General features: G+C 74.6%; 15 protein-coding genes. 12 read left to right on the forward strand and 3 right to left on the reverse strand.

Features of this window, described 5'->3' with window-relative positions:
- Positions 1-27: 27 nt before the first annotated feature.
- Positions 28-747, forward strand: coding sequence for a Fic family protein (locus KM427_RS02850; protein ID WP_183592522.1), 720 nt, complete (start codon positions 28-30; stop codon positions 745-747).
- 502 nt (positions 748-1,249) lie between these two features.
- Here the strand turns inward: KM427_RS02850 and KM427_RS02855 are convergent.
- Complete coding sequence (locus KM427_RS02855; RefSeq protein ID WP_183592523.1) at positions 1,250-2,041, reverse strand: HAD family hydrolase; 792 nt, start codon at positions 2,039-2,041, stop codon at positions 1,250-1,252.
- A gap of 120 nt (positions 2,042-2,161) precedes the next feature.
- Between KM427_RS02855 and ssd the strand changes: the two genes are divergently transcribed.
- The 7 genes from ssd to KM427_RS02890 all read left to right on the forward strand — a co-directional run bounded on the left by ssd (position 2,162) and on the right by KM427_RS02890 (position 7,000).
- Positions 2,162-3,217, forward strand: coding sequence for a septum site-determining protein Ssd (gene ssd, locus KM427_RS02860; protein WP_215526192.1), 1,056 nt, complete (start codon positions 2,162-2,164; stop codon positions 3,215-3,217).
- Positions 3,214-4,383, forward strand: coding sequence for a TadA family conjugal transfer-associated ATPase (locus tag KM427_RS02865; RefSeq protein WP_215526193.1), 1,170 nt, complete (start codon positions 3,214-3,216; stop codon positions 4,381-4,383). Before ssd ends, KM427_RS02865 begins: the two co-directional genes overlap by 4 nt.
- The gene (locus KM427_RS02870) at positions 4,380-5,156 is read left to right on the forward strand and encodes a type II secretion system F family protein (RefSeq protein ID WP_215526194.1); all 777 of its coding nucleotides are present in this window, start codon (positions 4,380-4,382) and stop codon (positions 5,154-5,156) included. The genes KM427_RS02865 and KM427_RS02870 overlap by 4 nt, the downstream gene beginning before the upstream one ends.
- Positions 5,153-5,866 carry a type II secretion system F family protein gene (locus KM427_RS02875; protein ID WP_252274997.1) on the forward strand — a complete coding sequence of 238 codons (714 nt, stop codon included), beginning with the start codon at positions 5,153-5,155 and terminating at the stop codon, positions 5,864-5,866. The genes KM427_RS02870 and KM427_RS02875 overlap by 4 nt, the downstream gene beginning before the upstream one ends.
- 161 nt (positions 5,867-6,027) lie before the next feature.
- Positions 6,028-6,231 carry a DUF4244 domain-containing protein gene (locus tag KM427_RS02880; RefSeq protein WP_215526195.1) on the forward strand — a complete coding sequence of 68 codons (204 nt, stop codon included), beginning with the start codon at positions 6,028-6,030 and terminating at the stop codon, positions 6,229-6,231.
- Positions 6,228-6,662, forward strand: coding sequence for a TadE family protein (locus KM427_RS02885; RefSeq protein WP_252274999.1), 435 nt, complete (start codon positions 6,228-6,230; stop codon positions 6,660-6,662). Before KM427_RS02880 ends, KM427_RS02885 begins: the two co-directional genes overlap by 4 nt.
- On the forward strand, positions 6,659-7,000 hold the full coding sequence (locus KM427_RS02890; protein ID WP_215526196.1) for an Rv3654c family TadE-like protein: 342 nt from the start codon (positions 6,659-6,661) through the stop codon (positions 6,998-7,000). The genes KM427_RS02885 and KM427_RS02890 overlap by 4 nt, the downstream gene beginning before the upstream one ends.
- Before the next feature lie 108 nt (positions 7,001-7,108).
- Here the strand turns inward: KM427_RS02890 and KM427_RS02895 are convergent, their stop codons facing one another.
- Complete coding sequence (locus tag KM427_RS02895) at positions 7,109-7,408, reverse strand: hypothetical protein (protein WP_183592529.1); 300 nt, start codon at positions 7,406-7,408, stop codon at positions 7,109-7,111.
- Between the two features lie 9 nt (positions 7,409-7,417).
- The gene (locus tag KM427_RS02900; protein ID WP_215527499.1) at positions 7,418-9,646 is read right to left on the reverse strand and encodes a DEAD/DEAH box helicase; all 2,229 of its coding nucleotides are present in this window, start codon (positions 9,644-9,646) and stop codon (positions 7,418-7,420) included.
- A 322-nt stretch (positions 9,647-9,968) separates the two neighbouring features.
- On the opposite strand from KM427_RS02900, the gene KM427_RS02905 reads away from it, so the two are divergent.
- The 4 genes from KM427_RS02905 to KM427_RS02920 all read left to right on the forward strand — a co-directional run bounded on the left by KM427_RS02905 (position 9,969) and on the right by KM427_RS02920 (position 15,440).
- The gene (locus KM427_RS02905) at positions 9,969-10,307 is read left to right on the forward strand and encodes an anti-sigma factor antagonist (protein ID WP_183592530.1); all 339 of its coding nucleotides are present in this window, start codon (positions 9,969-9,971) and stop codon (positions 10,305-10,307) included.
- Between the two features lie 390 nt (positions 10,308-10,697).
- Positions 10,698-13,079: a sodium-translocating pyrophosphatase gene (locus KM427_RS02910; RefSeq protein WP_215526197.1), complete on the forward strand. Its 2,382-nt coding sequence runs from the start codon at positions 10,698-10,700 to the stop codon at positions 13,077-13,079.
- 103 nt (positions 13,080-13,182) lie between these two features.
- Positions 13,183-13,989 (forward strand): metallophosphoesterase family protein, encoded by an 807-nt coding sequence (locus tag KM427_RS02915; protein ID WP_215526198.1) that lies wholly within the window; start codon positions 13,183-13,185, stop codon positions 13,987-13,989.
- On the forward strand, positions 13,986-15,440 hold the full coding sequence (locus KM427_RS02920; protein WP_215526199.1) for a DUF7059 domain-containing protein: 1,455 nt from the start codon (positions 13,986-13,988) through the stop codon (positions 15,438-15,440). The genes KM427_RS02915 and KM427_RS02920 overlap by 4 nt, the downstream gene beginning before the upstream one ends.
- Positions 15,441-15,444: the final 4 nt, after the last annotated feature.

The raw sequence follows: 15,444 nt of genomic DNA on the forward strand, positions 1-15,444 counted from the left end.
CCGTACCCGCTGGATAGCCTTCCGGGCGTGACTGCCGATCCGCTGTCGAGCCTGGTGGACCTCGAGGGGGTCCCGTCGGGGTACGCCGCCGCCCGCGACGGCATCGACGTGATGCTGCGCGACCGGGGTCTGCGCCGGACCTCGCCGGAGCTGACGGGCGAGAGCCTGCTGCGCGGCGCCCACGCGAGCGCGGTGCTGGAGGGGTCGGGCTCGTCGCTGGCCGACGTGCGGGCCGGCGAGGGGGACGAGATCGCGCTCGACGCGGTGCGGGTCTCGACGGAGCTGCTCGGGCTGGTGCCGGTGCTGGGGCGCGCGCCGCTGCAGGCGCTGGCCCGGATCCATGCGCTGGCCGCGACCGGCCTGCCGGCCGACACCCGCGGCCGGCCCCGCGACGGCGCGGCCGCCGGCCGGCTGCGCCGGGTCGGCGACCTGCTGTCGGCGGCGACCGCCGCGCCGGCGCTGCTGGTGGCCGCGGTCGTGCACGCCGAGTTGGTGACCGGGGCACCGTTCCCGTCGCACAACGGCATCGTCGCCCGGGCCGCCGAGCGGCTGGTGCTGGTCGCGCGCGGCGTGGACGAGAAGTCGCTGGTGGTCCCGGAGGCGGGTCACCTGGCCCTGCGCGCGGCGTACGAGTCGAACCTGCGGGGGTACGCCGAGGGCGGCCTCGCCGGCGTGCACTCCTGGCTGCTCTACGCGGCCGAGGCGTACGCCGCCGGCGCGCAGGCCAGTCCCGTCCACGGTGGTTGAGGGGGACGGGGTCCTGTCCCTCCGGTGGTTGAGGAAGGCGCGCTGGCGCCCGTCTCGAAACCCACCGTGAACGCGGTGGTCGCCGTCGGCGTTCGTCTCACCGGGTCTCGAGACGCGCCGTCGCGACCTCCTTCGTCGGTCGCGGGCGCCCTCGACCTCCTCGCGCGACGCGAGCCGCTCCTTCGTCGTGGCTCACTGCGCTCAGACATGCGAACGGCACCCGGATCTCGAGTGGTTGGGCCGGGTGCCGCCGCTGACACGTGAGGCCGACGGCTACCAGGCGTGCATCATCAACTGCGGCCCCGGGAGTGTCCCGGCTCGGCCGACGCCCTGTAGGAAGGGTAGATCGCCGCGTGGGTACCCGGCTCACGTGCAGACTATGGAGTTCTTGCCTTCGTTTGTACGCCCGTTGAGGGAGCCCTTCAAGCCCTGAGGTCCCTTGACTTGCCGGGGGAAGTATGGGTTCCGGGGCGAGCCGTTCGAGGGGGCTGCGCCGCGGCGCTCAGGCGCCGAGCCGGCGCTTGCGAGCGTTCGCCCAGATGACCCCGCCGACGGCGACCACGCCGCCCACGGCGAGTGCGGCGAGGGTCGGTCGGGCCGGCAGCGGTACCCGGGCGCGCAGCGCGACCGGCTTGGTGAAGACCAGGATCGGCCACTCGTGCGCGGCCGCCGCCTTGCGCAGCTCCTTATCGGGGTTGACGGCGTAGGCGTGCCCAACCGCCTCCAGCATCGGCACGTCGGTGACGGAGTCGCTGTAGGCGTAGGAGCCCTCGAGGTCGTAGCCGGCCTGGTCGGCGATCTCGCGGATCGCCCGGGCCTTCTCCTCGGCGTAGGCGTAGTACTCGATGTTGCCGCTGTAGCGGCCGTCGACGATCTCCATCCGGGTGGCGATCACGCGATCGGCGCCGAGCATGGCGGCGATCGGCTCGACGACCTCGGCCCCGGAGGCGGACACGATGATCACGTCCCGTCCGGCGAGCTGGTGCTCCTCGATGAGCGACACGGCCTCGTCGTACACGAGCGGCTCGACGACGTTGTGCAGCGTGTCGGCGACGATCTCGCGGACCGTGGCGACGTCCCAGCCGGTGCACAGCTGCGACATGAACTGCCGCATCTTCTCCATCTGGTCGTGGTCGGCGCCGCCCACCAGGTAGACGAACTGGGCGTACGCCGAGCGCAGCACGGCGCGGCGTGAGATCAGGCCGCCGGCCTGGAACGGCTTGCTGAAGGCGAGCGTGCTCGACTTCGCGATGATCGTCTTGTCGAGGTCGAAGAAGGCCGCGGTCGGCGCCATGGCCCCAATCGTAGGGGGCCATGGCCCAGCTTCCGTGCACAGCCCCGGTGTCCAGCACCCTTGTCCACAAGGGGAATCGGCCCGGTGGTGGGGACGTCGCGGCGCGGGGAGCATCGCCGCATGAACGCTCCGCTCATCGTCACCCGCGATCGCTCCCTCCTCGACCAGCTGCTGCGCCTGGCCGCTGCGGCCGGCGTCGAACCCGAGGTGGCGCCCGACATCGGCGCCGCCCTCGGGCGCTGGCCGGTGGCGCCCCTGGTGCTGGTCGGCGCCGACGTCGCCGCCGAGCTGGCGGCCATCTCTCCGGCCCGGCGCGACGGGGCGCACGTCGTGGCGTGGGGACCGGTGCCCGACGAGCTGTTCCGGGTGGCGGTCGCGCTCGGCGCCGAGAGTGTGACGGACCTCCCGGCGTCGGAGGCCTGGCTCGTGGAGGCGCTCACCGATCTCGGCGACCCGCACCGCGCGTCCGGCGTGGTGGTCGGCATCGTGGGCGGGAGCGGTGGCGCCGGCGCGACGACGTTCGCGTGTGCCCTGGGCCAGCTCGCCGCTCGGCGTGGCCGGGCGCTCGTGGTGGACGCGGATCCGCTCGGTCCGGGCGTCGACCGGGTGCTCGGCCTCGAAGATCGCGACGGCGTGCGCTGGGACGGGCTGTGCCACGCGACCGGCCGGCTGAGCGCCCGGGCCCTGCGCGAGGCGCTGCCGCGCCGCGAGCAGCTGGCCGCCCTGACCTGGCGGGCCGGGCCACCCGGCACGCTGCAGGCGTTCGCCGTGCGCGAGGTGCTCTCGGCGGCGCAGCGTGGCCACGACTTCGTGGTCGTCGACCTGCCGCGCACCGGCGACCCGTTGGTCGACGAGGTCGCCGCCCGGTGCGACCGGCTGCTGGTCGTCGTGGTACCGACGGTGGCCGGGGTCGCCTCCGCGGTGCGCGTGTGCGCACGCCACCCCGACCCGTCCCGGGTCCGGCTCGTGGTGCGGGGCGCCGGTGTCGACCCCCAGGCGATCGCCCGGGCCACCCGGGTCCCGGTGCTCACGACGATGGGCGACCAGCGCGGTCTCGCCGAGGCGATCGATCTCGGCCTCGGCCCGGTGCGGTCTCGCCGCGGGGCGCTGGGGCGGGCCGCCGGCGACGCGCTCGACCAGCTGGCCCTGTTGCACGGGTCGGCGGAGGCGGCATGAGCGTCGCTCCCGAGGCGGACCCGGTCGACCTGGAGGCGGTGCGCGACCGGCTGGCGCGCTCGCCGGGAGAGCTGACGCCCCACCGCGTGGCCGAGGCGCTGCGCGAGAGCGGCCGCCCGGTCGGCGACGCAGCCGTGCTCGCCGTCTACGAGACCCTGCGCCGCGACGTGGTCGGCGCCGGTCCGCTCGAGCCCCTCCTGCGCACTCCCCAGGTCACCGACGTCCTCGTCAACGGTGCCGAGCACGTCTACCTCGACCGCGGTGCCGGCCTCGAGCTCACCACGGTCCGGTTCCGCGACGAGGAGTCCGTCCGCCGCCTGGCGCAGCGACTGGCGGCGCTCGGCGGGCGCCGCCTCGACGACGCGACGCCGTATGTCGACCTGCGACTGCCCGACGGCACCCGCTTCCATGCGGTGCTCGCCCCGCTGGCCCGGCCGGGCACGGTGATCTCGCTGCGCGTGCCGCGCCGCCAGGCGTTCACGCTCGACGAGCTGGTCCACTCCGGCACGCTGGGCCAGCCGACCGCCGAGCTGCTCGACGCGATCGTGGCCGCCCGGCTGGCGTTCCTGGTCAGCGGCGGCACCGGCTCCGGCAAGACCACCCTCCTCGCGGCGCTGCTCGGCCGGGTGCCGCCGCAGGAGCGCGTCGTCGTGGTCGAGGACGCCAGCGAGCTGCGGCCCGACCATCCCCACGTCGTCGCCCTGGAGGGGCGACCGCCCAACATCGAGGGCGCGGGCGCCGTCGACGTCCGCGTGCTGGTGCGGCAGGCGCTGCGGATGCGGCCCGACCGGCTCGTGGTCGGCGAGGTGCGCGGCGCCGAGGTGGTCGATCTGCTGGCGGCCCTCAATACCGGCCACGAGGGCGGGTGCGGCACGCTGCACGCCAACTCCGCGCTCGACGTCCCGGCGCGCATCGAGGCGCTGGCTCTCGCCGGCGGACTGGGGCGCGACGCCGCCCACAGCCAGCTCGCCTCGGCCGTCGACGTCGTGCTCCACCTCTCCCGTGACCGCGACGGTCGGCGCCGGCTCCGGCAGGTAGCGGTGCCCAGCAGGTCGCCGGACGGGCTGGTCGCGATGAGCGCCGCGCTCGTCGTCGCGGCCGATGGCCGAGCGCGACCGGGTCCGGCGGCCGACGTGCTGGCCGACCGGCTGGGCGGCGCCCCATGACGGTGATGGTGCTGGCCGCGGGGTGCGCGGCCGGGGCCGCCGCCCTGCTGGTGCGATCGCCGCCCCGCCTGGCTGGGCTGGCCCGGATGTCCGGGCGCTCGCAGCTGACGGCGGGGGCCGCGGTGGTCGCGCTCGCGGTGGTCCTGGTCCCCGGACTCTCGGCGCTGAGCGCCGTCGGCGCCCTCGCGGCGCTCGGTGGGGTCGCGCTCGTCCGTCGCCAGCGGGCCAGGCGGGCCGCGGCGGCCACGGCCGCCCGGGTGCTCGAGACCTGCGAGGCGATGGCGAGCGAGCTCGCGGGCGGGCTGCCACCGGGCGACTGCCTCGATCGGGCGGCGCGCACCTGGATGCCGCTGGCGCCGGTCGCGGCGGCGTTCCGGGTCGGTGCCGACGTGCCGTCCGCGCTGCGGGCCGTCGCCACCGAGGTCGACGGGGCCGGAGACCTGCGGGTGGTCGCCGCCGCGTGGCAGGTCGCCCACCGCACCGGCGAGGGCCTGGCCGCGACGGTCGACCGGGTCGCGATCTCACTGCGCGCCGACGCCGGCACCCGCCGCGTGGTGGCGGGCGAGCTGGCGTCAGCGCGGGCGACCGCGCGGCTGGTCGCCGGGCTCCCGATCCTCGCGCTGCTCATGGGATCGGGTGCCGGAGGCGATCCGTGGCGGTTCCTGCTCCGGACGCCCGCGGGGCTGGGCTGCCTGGCGGCCGGCCTCGCCTTCGGGCTGGCCGGGCTGTGGTGGATCGAGACGATCGCCCGCGACGCCGGGGACGCGACGTGAGTCTCTGGCTCGCGGTACTGGCCGCGGCCGGTGCGGCGGCGATGCTGGTGCGGCCCAGACCGGTGCCGCCGACCGTCGCCGCTCCCGCGCCGGCCTCGTCGGGTGTCGGCTGGCTGCATCGGCACCGCCTGCTCTGGGCAGGCTGCGCCGGAGCCGGCGCACTGACGTTCGTCTCCGGGCCCGCCGGCATCCCCGCCGGTACGGTCGCGGCGGTCGTCGTGTGGATCGTCATCGGGCGCGCCGAGCCCGCGTCCGAGCGCGCCCGTCGTCGCGCCGTCACTCGCGACCTGCCCTACGTCGTGGCGCTCGTGGCCGCGACCCTGCGAGCCGGCGCATCGCCCCAGGACGGCATCGCCCAGGTGTGCGCCGCGCTGCCCGGCCCGGCCGCCGACCGGCTGCTCGGGGCGGCCGCCCGGCTCTCGCTCGGGCTCGACCCCGTCGAGGTCTGGTCGTCGCTCACGGCGGAGCCCGCTCTCGCGCCGCTGGGCCGCGCCCTCGCGCGAGCCCACGAGACCGGCGCACCGGTGGTGGCGACCGTCGAGAGACTCGCCGACGAGCTCGCCCGCAACGCCCGGGCCGATGCCGAGGAACGCGCCCGCGCCGTGGGGGTGCGGGCCGCCGTGCCGCTCGGGCTGTGCCTGCTGCCGGCCTTCGTGCTGATCGGCATCGTCCCGCTCGTCGTGGCCCTCCTGAGCGGCCTCGACCTGTGAGGGTCGCCGGCGCCGGGCCACGAGTCGTCCACCGCCGGCGCTCCGACCGCGCCGTCCACAGCCTCGGCCGTCGCGGCGGCGGACCGTCCCCGCGATGTCGCATCGTCGTACTCCCGGGCCACATCGGGTGGCCCGGGAAGCCTTCCGAACAAGGAGATTCCATGTCCCTCCACCTCCGTGACCGACGCCGGCGCGAGCCGGCCCGCCGCGACCAGCGCGGCATCACCACCGCCGAGTACGCCGTCGGCACCGCGGCCGGCGCCGGCCTGGCCGGGCTGCTCTACAAGCTGCTCACCGGCGGCTTCGGAGACCAGCTGCTCAAGACCCTCTTCGACCACGTGCTCGGGCTCCTGGGCATCGGATGAGCCACCCCACGGGATCGCGGACCTCCCCCGATGCGTTCCTCCGGTCCGCGACTCCGTGGGGGCACCTGCGGTCCGAGCGCGGTGCCGCCACCGCCGAGCTGGCGATGGTGCTGCCGCTGCTGCTCGCCGCGACGATCGGACTGGTCTGGCTGCTCGCGGTCGGGGCCGCCCAGGTGCGCGCCGTCGACGCCGCGCGGGAGACCGCCCGGGCCGTCGCGCGTGGCGACGACGTCGCGGCGGCCGTCGGCCGCGGGGAGCAGGTCGCCCCGCCGGGCAGCCGGGTCAGCGTCGACAGGTCCGGCGGCGAGGTCCGGGTGACCGTCACGGGCCGGGTCCGCGGTCCCGGCGGACTGTTCGACCTGCCGCACGCGCAGGTGTCGGCCGACGCGGTCGCGGTCGCCGAGGAGACGGCGCCCGAGGCGGTGCCGTGAGCCGCGACCAGCGGGGATCGGCGGCGCCGTTCGCGGTCGCGTGCCTGGGCCTGTTGGTGCTCGTCGCGGCCGCCCTCGGCGTGGTCGCCGCCATGATCCACGCTCAGCGGCGCGCCCAGAGTGCGGCCGACCTCGCGGCGCTCTCCGCGGCGCGGGCCCTGGCCCACGGGGCGGACGGGTGCGGCGAGGGCACCCGGATCGCCACGGCGAACGGGGCACGCTTGGTGTCGTGTGCGGTGGCGGGTCGCGAGGTGCGGCTGCGCGTGGAGGTCACCGGTCCCCGGTGGCTCGGGCAGTCGGCGGACCTGGTCGCCGAGGCGCGCGCGGGACCCGGCTGAGCCCGGCGCCGGCGCGGGTCGTGGTGCCGTGCCGCGGTGAGTAGGCAACCGTTCCGGGCACCACGACGGTTGCCTGCTCACCGCCGGACGGGTGTCGTGCAGCGGGGCTCAGAAGGGTCGTTCGCCGTCCGGGCTCTCGCGTTGCCGGTCGGCGTCCTGCCGGTCGAGCTTGTCGTTCAGCTCGCTGAGCTGCTTGGCCTCGCGGCGGTGCCGGAGACTGCGCTTCGTACCCCACTTGGTGAGGCCGATGCCCCAGAGGATCGCCACGCCGCTCCCGAGCCCGATCAGGTACAGCCCGAGGGCGGTGACGTCGAAGCCGAGCAGCTCGACTCCGGTGCCGTCGGCGGTGAACACGGCCGCTACGACCGCAAGCGCACCGACCACGAGGAGCAGCAGTCCTGCGACCATGCCGCGACGCTATCCCGCTCCGAGCAGCAGGTCGAGCAGCGCGGCGGCGCCGGACTTGTCGAGCGGGTTGTTCTGGTTGCCGCACTTGGGCGACTGGATGCATGACGGGCACCCGTCGTCGCAGCCGCACGAGACGATCGTGTCGCGGGTGGCGCCCAGCCAGTCGCGGGCGGCGCGGAAGCCGCGCTCGGCGAAGCCGGCGCCACCCGGGTGGCCGTCGTAGACGAATACGGTCAGCTGCCCGGTGTCGGGGTGTACGGCCGTGGAGACGCCGCCGATGTCCCACCGGTCGCAGGTCGCGAAGAGTGGCAGCAGCCCGATCGAGCAGTGCTCGGCCGCGTGTGCGGCGCCCGGCAGGTCGCGCGTCGTCAGCCCCGCCTCGGTCAGCGCGTGCTCGGGCACGGTCCACCAGACGGCGGCCGTGCGCAGCGACCGCTCGGGCAGGTCGAGGGGCTCCTCGCCGAGCACCTCGCCGCCGGGCTGGCGCCGCTTGAGGTAGGCCACGACCTGGTGGCTGACGTCGACCAGCCCGAAGGACAGGCGGCAGTCGCCCCAGGTGGCGTGCGCCCGCTCCTCGACGATGGAGATGTCGGTGATCTCGCGGGCGGTCGTGGAGTAGTCGGTCTCGGTACGGTCGATGACGGCCACGTGCTCGTCGAGGTCGAGCGAGCGCACCAGCCAGGTCTCGCCGCGGTGGACGTAGACGGCGCCCGCATGGGCCGTCGCGTGCGCGCTCGAGGCGTCGACGGTGCCGACGACGCGGCCGGTCTCGGCCTCGACGAGCTGCACCGGCGCGCCGCCGGCAGAGCGGATGTCGGCGAGGTCGCTGGCCCGGCGCCGGTCGGTCCAGAACCAGCCCCGCGGCCGGCGGCGCAGCAGTCCGCCGTCGGTCAGGGCGGCCACGATCTCGCCGGCGGTCGGCCCGAAGAGCGGGAGGTCGGCCTCGGTCAGCGGGATCTCCTGGGCCGCGGCGCACAGGTGCGGCCCGAGCACGTACGGATTCGCCGGGTCGAAGACCGTCGCCTCGACCGGCCGGCCGAGCAGCGCCTCGGGGTGCGTGACCAGATAGGTGTCCAGCGGGTCGTCGCGGGCGATCAGGACGCCGAGTGCGTCGCGCGCACCGCGCCCGGCCCGGCCGACCTGCTGCCACAGCGCGGCACGGGTGCCGGGGAAGCCAGCCATCAGCACTGCGTCGAGGCCGCTGACGTCGATACCGAGCTCCAAGGCGTTGGTGGCGGCCAGCCCCGCGAGATCACCGCTGCGCAGCGCCTCCTCCAGGGCGCGGCGCTCCTCGGGCAGGTAACCCCCGCGGTACGCCGCGACCCGCCCGGGCAGTGACGGGTCGACCTCGGCGAGCAGCTCCGCGGCCGTCATCGCGACCTGTTCGGCGCCCCGTCGCGACCGGACGAAGGCGAGCGTCCGGGCGTCGGAGGCGACCAGGTCGGCGAGCAGGTCGGCGGTCTCCGACGACGCCGCCCGGCGCACGGGCGCGCCGTTCTCGCCCGTGAAGGAGGTGAACGGCGGCTCCCACAGCGCGAGCGCGACCCGGCCCCGGGGCGAGCCGTCGCCGGTGACGGCGAGCACGTCGAGCCCGGTGAGCCGGCCCGCCGCGACCTCGGGCTCGGCCACGGTCGCCGACGCGAGGACGAACGTCGGGGCGGCGCCGTACGCCGCGCACAGCCGGCGCAGCCGACGCAGCACGTGGGACACGTGTGCACCGAAGACCCCGCGGTAGTGGTGGCACTCGTCGACGACGACGTACTGCAGCGAGCCGAGGAAGGACGACCAACGCTGGTGCCCGGGGAGTAGCGAGCGGTGCAGCATGTCCGGATTGGTGAGCACGTACTCGCCGTGGTCGCGGGCCCAGTCGCGCTGCTCGTGCGAGCTGTCGCCGTCATGGGTGGTCGCGCGCACGTCCAGGCCCAGCGCGGTCACGCCGGCGAGCTGGTCCTGCGCGAGCGCCTTGGTCGGGGCGACGTAGAGCACGGTCGCGCCCCGCTGCCCCCGGGTGCCGCGTGTCGCGCGGATCGCGCTCAGCGCGGGCAGCTGGTAGCCCAGGCTCTTGCCGGACGCCGTGCCGGTGGCCAGCACGACGTGCTGACCCTCCCACGCACCCTCCGCCGCGACGACCTGATGCCGCCACGGCCGCTCGACCCCCCGGGCCTCGAACGCGGCCACGACGTCGGCGCCGGCCCAGGCCGGCCAGTCGGCGTACGTCGCCGCCCGCGGGGGCAGCATCTCGAGGTGCCGCAGCCGGTCCTCGCGCCCCGGTACGGACGCCAGCCGGTCCACCAGGTCGGCGACGTCGACCGGGCGGGAGCGCGGGGTCGTGGTCACCGATCCATTCTCGCGCGGCGTGCCGACACCGCGTCGTCGCGGGCCGCGGACACCAGGGCCGGGCCGGGCGCCACGACGTACGCTGCCCGGGCCCTTGCTCCACCGGCTGAGACCTCGTTTGTGCGCGGGACGGCACGAGCGTGGTTTCATTGACCAGGCTGGACGACATGGGCTGCCCATCGGCGGACCGGCCGACCGATCGAACTGCACGGGGAGTACTGAGGTGGATCTGACTCTGACGACGCGCGATGCCGGTGGGAAGACCATCGTTGCCGTCGGCGGCGAGATCGACGTCTACACGGCTCCGAAGCTGCGCGACAAGATCACCGAGCTCGTGGCCGCCGGTAGCTACGACATCGTCGTGGACATGGAGGCGGTCGAGTTCCTCGACTCCACCGGCCTCGGCGTGCTGGTCGGCGGGCTGAAGAAGGTCCGCGCCCATGACGGCTCGCTGGAGCTGGTCTGCAACCAGGACCGCCTGCTCAAGATCTTCCGGATCACCGGTCTGGCGAAGGTCTTCGTGATCCACGACTCCGCCGAGGCCGCGCTCGCCGGCAGCTGACCCGGCGCCACCCGCCCGCGCCACCCGGCTCGCATCGCCCCGTCGTCCACCGGACGACGGGGCGATCTGCGTGTCGGCCGGCGTCCTCCCGGCGCCCGGGGAGCCCGTCCGTCGGCGGAAGCGACGGCGACACGCCGGTGCGCTGCGGCGTGTCGCGCTCGTTTCCCCGGGCGACCGGGGAAACGAGCGGACGCGCCCCCGGTGGCGGCCCCCAGACCCGCCCGACGCGCACATTCCGGGCCCGGTCTGGACCGTCCGCCTCAGGCGTCAAACCGCAACTCGTGGTGTGTTCCGAGTCACACCCCAGGGGGTCTGCACGCTCGGGCATGCGTAGACTCCGGCGCGTCCGGCTGAGATCTGCATCACCCAATCGCACCCAGGAGGAACCACATGACGGGGATCAGTCCCGCTGTCGTGGAAGTCTCCGGAGGCAATCTCGTCCTGGTCATCGTCGTCGCACTGATCGCGCTGGGCGCGCTCGCGATGGCGGCGATGTTCCGCCAGGAGGTACTTGCCGCCGGTGAGGGCACCGACAACATGAAGAACATCGCCCAGGCCGTCCAGGAGGGGGCGAACGCCTACCTGCAGCGGCAGTTCCGCACCTTGGCGATCTTCGCCGGCGTCGCGTTCTTCCTGTTGCTGGCGCTGCCCGCGGACGACACCACCGTCCGGATCTTCCGCTCCGTGTTCTTCCTGGTCGGTGCCGGGTTCTCCGCCGCCGTCGGGTACTTCGGCATGTCGCTCGCCGTCCGCGCGAACCTGCGGGTCGCTGCCGCCGCGCAGTCCCAGGGCCGCGACCCGGCGATGAACATCGGCTTCCGCACCGGCGCCACGGTGGGCATGCTCACCGTCGGCCTCGGCCTGCTGGGCGCCAGCATCGTGGTGATCATCTTCCAGGAGCACGCTCCGCACGTGCTCGAGGGCTTCGGCTTCGGCGCCGCGCTGCTCGCGATGTTCATGCGGGTCGGCGGCGGCATCTTCACCAAGGCCGCCGACGTCGGCGCCGACCTGGTCGGCAAGGTCGAGAACAACATCCCCGAGGACGACCCGCGCAACGCGGCGACGATCGCCGACAACGTGGGCGACAACGTGGGGGACTGTGCCGGCATGGCCGCCGACCTGTTCGAGTCGTACGCCGTGACGCTGGTCGCCGCCCTGATCCTGGGCTCGCAGGCGTTCGGCGACAAGGGCCTGGTCTTCCCGCTCCTGATCCCCGCCATCGGCGCGCTCACCGCGGTCGCCGGCGTCTACCTCTGCCGGCCGCGTGCCGGGGAGAGCGGCCTGGTGACGATCAACCGAGCGTTCTACATCTCGGCCGCGATCGGCGCGGTGGCGAGCGTCGTGCTGGCCTTCGTCTACCTGCCGGGCGACTTCTCCGACCTGACCAACGCCACCATCCAGTCCGACGGCGACCCGCGGATCATCGCCGCGGTCGCGGTGCTGATCGGCATCGTGCTCGCCGCGATCATCCTGAGCCTGACCGGCTACTTCACCGGCACCGAGTACCGGCCCGTCAAGGACGTCGGTCGCACCTCGCTGACCGGCGCCGCGACCGTCATCCTGTCCGGTCTCGCGGTCGGCTTCGAGTCGGCGGTCTACACCACCCTGGTGATCGGCGCGGCCGTCTTCGGCGCGTTCCTCATCGGCGGCGGCACGGTCGGCGTCGCGCTCTTCGCGGTCGCCCTGGCCGGCTGCGGCCTGCTGACGACCGTCGGTGTCATCGTCGCGATGGACACCTTCGGCCCGGTCTCCGACAACGCCCAGGGCATCGCGGAGATGTCGGGCGACGTCGACGACGAGGGCGCGCAGATCCTGACCGAGCTCGACGCGGTGGGCAACACCACGAAGGCGATCACCAAGGGCATCGCGATCGCGACCGCGGTGCTCGCCGCGAGCGCGCTGTTCGGCTCCTACGTCAACAGCCTCGCGGAGTCGCTCAAGGAGGTCGGCGACGTCGGCGAGGTCAGCGATCTGACGGTGCTGTCGTTCAGCTTCGACATCTCCAACCCGAACATCCTGGTCGGTGCGCTGCTCGGCGCTGCGGTCGTGTTCCTCTTCTCGGGTCTGGCGATCAGTGCCGTCGGCCGGGCCGCGGGTGCCGTGGTGTACGAGGTGCGCCGGCAGTTCCGCGAGATCCCGGGCATCATGGAGGGCACCGGCCGTCCGGAGTACGGGCGCGTGGTCGACATCGTCACCCGCGACTCGTTGCGCGAGCTCGCCACACCGGGGCTGCTCGCCGTGCTCGCGCCGATCGCCGTCGGCTTCGGCCTCGGCGTCGGACCCCTGGCCGGCTTCCTGGCCGGCGCGATCGCGACCGGCACGCTGATGGCGGTGTTCCTCGCCAACTCCGGTGGCGCCTGGGACAACGCCAAGAAGCTCGTCGAGGACGGCCACCACGGTGGCAAGGGCTCCGAGGCGCACTCCGCGACGGTCACCGGCGACACCGTCGGCGACCCGTTCAAGGACACCGCCGGCCCGGCGATCAACCCGCTGCTCAAGGTGATGAACCTGGTCTCGCTGCTGATCGTCGCCGCGATCGTGAAGCTGTCGGTCGGCGAGGACGCCAACACGCCGCTGCGCGTCGCGATCGCGCTGGCCGCGTTCATCGGCATCGTCGTCGCGGTCTACGTGTCCAAGCGCCGCCCGATCGCGATCGACGCTGACGAGTCGGGGACCACGGCGCCGCCGCCCCCGCCGCCGGCCACCGCGCCGCCCGCCCCGCCCGCGGATCCGGCGCCGACGCAGCAGTTCGAGGCCCCGCAGCAGCGCTGAGCCTGCCGGCCGACCGAGCGACCCCGTCCCGACCAGGGGCGGGGTCGCTCGCGTTCGGCCGGGGCGCGGACCGCCCGCAGCGGCGCGCTGCGAGACTGGCCCGGTGACCAACCGACCCGAGCGGATCGCCCTCATCTCCGACGTGCACGGCAACCTGACGGCGCTGGAGGCCGTGCTGGCCGACATCGACGCCCGCGGCATCACTCGGATCTTCAACCTCGGCGACTACGTCGGCAAGGGGCCGCGCGGGCGCGAGGTCATCGAGCTGTGCCGCGAGCGCTGCGAGGTCAACCTGCTGGGCAACTGGGACGACTTCCTGCCCGACCCCGACCGGGACTTCGACAACGCCGCGATGCGCTGGTGGCTCGACCAGCTCGGCCCCGGGCAGGGCGCCTGGCTGCGCGGCCTGCCCTTCTGCCACGACTTCTGGCTCAGCGGTCGCCGCGTCCGGCTCTTCCACGCCTCGGAGGAGACCGTCCACCGACGGGTGCGCTACGTGCGCTCCCAGGCCGAGTTCGAGGGGCTGTTCCGCAACACGGAGGCGACCGGAGAGGGCCCGCCGCCCGACCTGGTGGGGTACGCCGACACCCACGACCCGCACTACGAGTGCCAGCTCGAGCGGCGGACCAGCTTCAACACCGGCTCGGTCGGCAACTGCATGGGCGACCCGACCCCGCTCTACTGCGTGCTGGAGGGCGTCGTGGACAGCGAGCAGACGGCCCCGTGGTCGGTCTCCTACGTCCGGGTGCCCTACGACGTCGACGCCGAGCTCGCCGCCGCCCGCGAGCTGGGGATGCCGGAGTACGACGGCTACGAGCTGGAGCTGCGGCACGGCCTCTACCGCGGCGGCCTGACCCAGTGGCGCGCCGGCGAGCGCCCGACCGGCTACCACGAGCGGGTTCCGGCATGAGCACCCCGCTGCCCACACGACTGCGATCGGCCCTGGTCGCCGCCGACTTCACCTACGACCGGGTCGCGGAGCTGCTGGGCCCGGCCGCGCACGACGCGCTGGGACGCAACGAGACCACGCCCGCGCGGCGGCGTACGGCGGGCGGGAGTCCGCTCGAGACCCTGGTGCGACTCTTCCTGCTGCAGACGGTCGTCGACCTCGACGCCGCCGAGCGGGCGCTGCCCGGGCTCGTCGACCGGCTGGCCGCGGAGGGCTTCCTCGAGCGGTCCGTCGGCGAGGTCGCGGCCCGCCTCGATGTCCGCCCGTACGCCGCGGACGGCGACAGCCTCTGGGTCGTCAGCGACCTGACCCCCGGGCTCGACGGCGGCCCCAGCCGGGTCGGGCCCGACCACGTGCTCGGCATCAGCTCGGCGTCGACGTCCCTGGCCCAGCTGACGATCCGCGAGCCGGTCGGCCGTTCGCTCGACCTCGGCACCGGCTGCGGGGTCCAGGCCCTGCACCTCGCGAGCCACAGCGCCGCGGTCGTGGCGACCGACGTCAACGAGCGGGCGCTGCGGATCGCCCGCTTCAACGTCGCGCTCAACGACCTCGGCACGCCGGTCGACGTGCGCAGCGGGTCGTTCTTCGAGCCGGTGGCGGGGGAGCGCTTCGACCTGATCGCGACCAACCCGCCGTTCGTGATCTCGCCGGCGACCGGCGAACGCCTCGTCTACCGCGACTCCGGCCTGCCCGGCGACCGTGCGGTCGAGCACATCGTGCGCGCCGCGCCCGCGCACCTGAGCGACGGTGGCTGGTGCCAGGTGCTCGCCAACTGGGTGATCCCGGTCGGCGCCTCCTGGGAGGACCGGCTGGCCGGCTGGGCGGATCCCGAGTGCGACCTGTACGTCGTGCAGCGCGAGGTCGTCGACCCGGCGTCGTACGTCGAGCTCTGGCTCAAGGACGCCGGCCGGCACGGCGGCCCCGACTACGCCACCCGCTACGACACCTGGCTGTCGTGGTTCGAGGAGCAGGGCATCGGGGCGGTCGGCTTCGGGTGGATCAATCTGCGCCGGACGGGCGCCGAGCGGCCGGTGCGCGAGCTGCTGGAGTGGCCCTACGACGTCGAGCAGCCGATCGCCCCGGCCCTGCACGACTGGGCGATCGCAGGGGACCGCGAGGTCGACCTGGACTCCCGGCTGGTGCTCCGCTCCGACGTACGACAGGAGACCCTGGGCGCGCCGGGCGCCGAGGACCCCGAGACCGTCGTGCTCCGGCAGCAGCGCGGGCTGCGCCGCGCGCGCCGTGCCGACACCGTCGAGGCGGCGCTGGTCGGCGCCTGCGACGGCGAGCTGTCCGTGGGCCAGATCCTCGACGCGCTCGCCCAGCTGCTCGACCTGGACCCGGCCGAGACCCGGGATACCTACCTGCCGGTGGTGCGGGAGCTCGTGGTCGAGGGCTTCCTGGAGTCCTGAGCCG

The sequence above is a fragment of the Nocardioides sp. LMS-CY genome (genome assembly GCF_018732145.1).
GTDB lineage: Bacteria > Actinomycetota > Actinomycetes > Propionibacteriales > Nocardioidaceae > Nocardioides > Nocardioides soli.